The 3,031-nt window shown below is 66.2% G+C and carries 4 protein-coding genes; all 4 read left to right on the top strand.

Annotated features, from left to right (window positions below; translation table 11 throughout):
- Positions 1 to 502, top strand: a 502-nt coding sequence (locus RCI06_RS14325; RefSeq protein ID WP_306576433.1) for an NYN domain-containing protein, incomplete at its 5' end; no start/stop codon positions are given.
- A gap of 227 nt (positions 503 to 729) precedes the next feature.
- Complete coding sequence (locus RCI06_RS14330) at positions 730 to 1,263, top strand: CarD family transcriptional regulator (RefSeq protein ID WP_306576434.1); 534 nt, start codon at positions 730 to 732, stop codon at positions 1,261 to 1,263.
- 226 nt (positions 1,264 to 1,489) lie between these two features.
- A complete protein-coding gene (gene deoD, locus RCI06_RS14335) occupies positions 1,490 to 2,191 on the top strand; it encodes a purine-nucleoside phosphorylase (protein ID WP_306576435.1) in 702 nt (233 codons plus the stop codon).
- 52 nt (positions 2,192 to 2,243) lie between these two features.
- Positions 2,244 to 2,981, top strand: coding sequence for a nitroreductase family protein (locus RCI06_RS14340; RefSeq protein WP_306576436.1), 738 nt, complete (start codon positions 2,244 to 2,246; stop codon positions 2,979 to 2,981).
- Positions 2,982 to 3,031 lie beyond the last annotated feature (50 nt).

Genomic DNA, 3,031 nt, shown 5'->3' on the forward strand with positions numbered 1-3,031 from the left:
GGTCAGGAGGGAGCCCGCCCGGCGGCCCCCCTCCCAGCCCCCCAAGGGACTCGACGGGCCGGAATACCTGCTGGTGGACGGCTACAACATCATCTTCGCGTGGGACGACCTGAACGCCCTCGCGCAGGAGAACCTGGACGCGGCGCGCGGGCGGCTGGTCGACCTGCTCTGCAACTACCGTGGCTTCCGGCAGTGCGAGGTGATCGTGGTGTTCGACGCCTACCGGGTGAAGGGGAACCCGGGGGAGGTCGAGCGGGTGCACAACATCAGCGTGGTGTATACGAAGGAGGCCGAGACGGCCGACATGTATATCGAGAAGGTCACCCGCGAGCTCGGAAAGCACAACCGGGTGCGGGTGGCGACCTCCGACGCGCTCGAACAGCTCATCATCCTCGGGCACGGCGCGCTGCGGATTTCCGCCGACGCCTTCCGCGAGGAGGTGGCGCAGGTGGAACAGGCCATCCGCGAATACCTCGAATCAGGCGGTCCCGCCGCCTGGTAGGGTCGAATCCCGCCGCCCGCGCGGCGGGATTTTTGCGCGCTGGGCCGCGGCGGCGAATATTCCTGTGCGGGAAAAAATTTTCTTCTTACATCCCGGCGGCTTTTTGTGGTAAAATATAGATGCGGCGCGCGGCGGACAGCCATGCGAAAGCGCGGATCGCGAAGAACTGCTGCGACGGCTCACGCCCCCGGGCGGAGCGGGCAAGAGGACCTCGGAGGTAATCGGAAATGTATCAGGTTGGAGATTTGGTCTTTTACGGAGGAACGGGCGTCTGCGAGGTGGCGGACATCGCCATGCGGAAGGTGCCGGGCGCGTCGGGGGAGCAGCCCTACTACACGATGAAGCCGCTCTATCAGGAGTGCGTCATCCGCACCCCGGTGAACGACAACAAGGTGTTCATGCGGCCGATCCTCACAAAGAAGGAGGCGGAGGAGCTGGTCGACAGCATCCCCACCGTGCAGGCGAAGGCTTATTACAGCCGGGTGCTGGGAGAGCTGGCCGAGCACTATGCGAACGCCCTCAAAACCTATGACAGCGCGGAACTGGTCGAGCTGACCATGTCGATCTACGCGAAAAAGCGGGAGCTGGAGGGCCAGCGCCAAAAGTTCGGCACGGTGGACGAACGGTTCATGAAGCGCGCCGAGGAGCTCCTCTTCGGGGAGCTGGCCGCCGCGCTGGGCATCCCCAGGGAGGAGGTGCCGCGCTATATCGAAGCGCGGCTGGAACGCCCCGGGGAGGACGGCGGGGACGCGGAGGCATAAGAGGAATCAACGGGGGCCGGTCGCAGGACCGGCCCCCGTTTTTCAGGCTCGGAGAGAATCCCCGCGCCGCCGACGCGGCCGTCCGGCCCGGCGATTCGATCCCGCGCGGGGCCGCCGCCCGTCCGCTTTCCGGTTGAAAAGGGCGCGCGGGTAACGTATAATGGGGACAGGCAATGCGGCCAATTTTCGGAAACGGACGGATCACAGAGATAAAGGAGGCAGTCAAATGAGTATCCACATCGGAGCAAAGCCGGGCGAGATCGCCGACCGGGTGCTGATGCCGGGCGACCCGCTGCGGGCGAAGCATATCGCGGAGACCTTTCTGGAGGGCGCGGTCTGCTATACCCAGGTACGCGGGATGTACGGATTCACCGGCACCTACAAGGGCAAGCGCGTCTCGGTGCAGGGCAGCGGCATGGGGATGCCGTCGATGCACATCTACGCCAGCGAGCTCATGCAGGAGTACGGCGCCAAACGGATCATCCGCGTCGGCACCTGCGGCGGCCTGCGGGCGGAACTGAAGCTCAAGGACGTCGTGATCGCATCCGCGGCCTCCACCGATTCCAACATCAACAAATGCCGGTTCGGGCCGATCTCCTTCGCGCCGTCGGCGGATTTTGAACTGCTGCTGGGCGCCTATCAGACGGCGCGGGAGAGGGGGATGCGCGCCACCGTCGGGTCGATCTTCACGAGCGACCGCTTCTATTCCGACGACCTGCCCGAAAAGACGAAGATGCTCGCGGACTACGGCATCCTCGCGGTTGAGATGGAGACCTGCGAGCTCTATACGCTGGCCGCGAAGCACCACATCCAGGCGCTCACCCTGCTGACGGTGAGCGACAACGTCGTCACCGACGAGATCACCTCGCCGGAGGAACGGCAGACGAGCTTCAACGACATGGTCGAGCTGGCGCTCGAAATCGTCTGAGCCTGACGGGATGCGGCGAAAGCCGCATCCCGTTTGCGGGAAAGGAGCCCCCATGAACGAGATCATCGAAAGCCTGCTTTCGCGCAGGTCGGTCCGCGTCTTTGAGGAGCGGGCGGTCCCCGCGGCGGAAAAGGAGGCCATCCTGCTCGCGGCGGTCAACGCCCCCACGGCGGGCTGCCAGCAGCTCTACACCATCCTCGACGTCACCGACCCGGAGCTCAAGGCGCGGCTCGCCGAAAGCTGCGACCACCAGCCGTTTATCGCGAAGGCCCCGCTCGTGCTGGTCTTCTGCGCCGACTGCCAGAAGTGGTACGACGCCTTCCTGGCGGGCGGGTGCGCGCCGCGCCTGCCGGGCGCGGGGGACCTGCTGCTCGCGGTGGACGACAGCCTCATCGCGGCGCAGAACGCCGTGACCGCGGCGTGGAGCCTCGGCGTCGGCTCCTGCTACATCGGGGACGTGATGGAGCGGTGTGAGGAGCACCGGGCGCTGCTCGGCCTGCCGGACTATGTCTTCCCGGCGGCGATGGTGGTGTTCGGCTATCCGACCGCCGGGCAGAAGGCCCGCAAAAAACCGGAACGGTGCGCGATGGAGCGGATCGTGCGGGAGAACCGCTACCGCCGGATGGGGGCGGACGAGCTGCGGGAGATGCTCGCCCCGAAATCGGGCGCGGACGGCTATGAGGCGTGGCTCGCGGCCTTCTGCGGGCGCAAGTATAACTCCGCCTTTTCCCGCGAGATGACCCGTTCGGTGGAGGCCTACCTCGCGGCCTTCCGCCGGGAGGAGCCGTGAGGCGGACGGCCGCCCCGGGACAAAAGCGGGGCGAAGAGCCCCTTCCCGCC

The sequence above is a fragment of the Anaerotruncus massiliensis (ex Togo et al. 2026) genome (genome assembly GCF_030825285.1).
GTDB classification, from domain to species: domain Bacteria; phylum Bacillota; class Clostridia; order Oscillospirales; family Ruminococcaceae; genus Anaerotruncus; species Anaerotruncus massiliensis.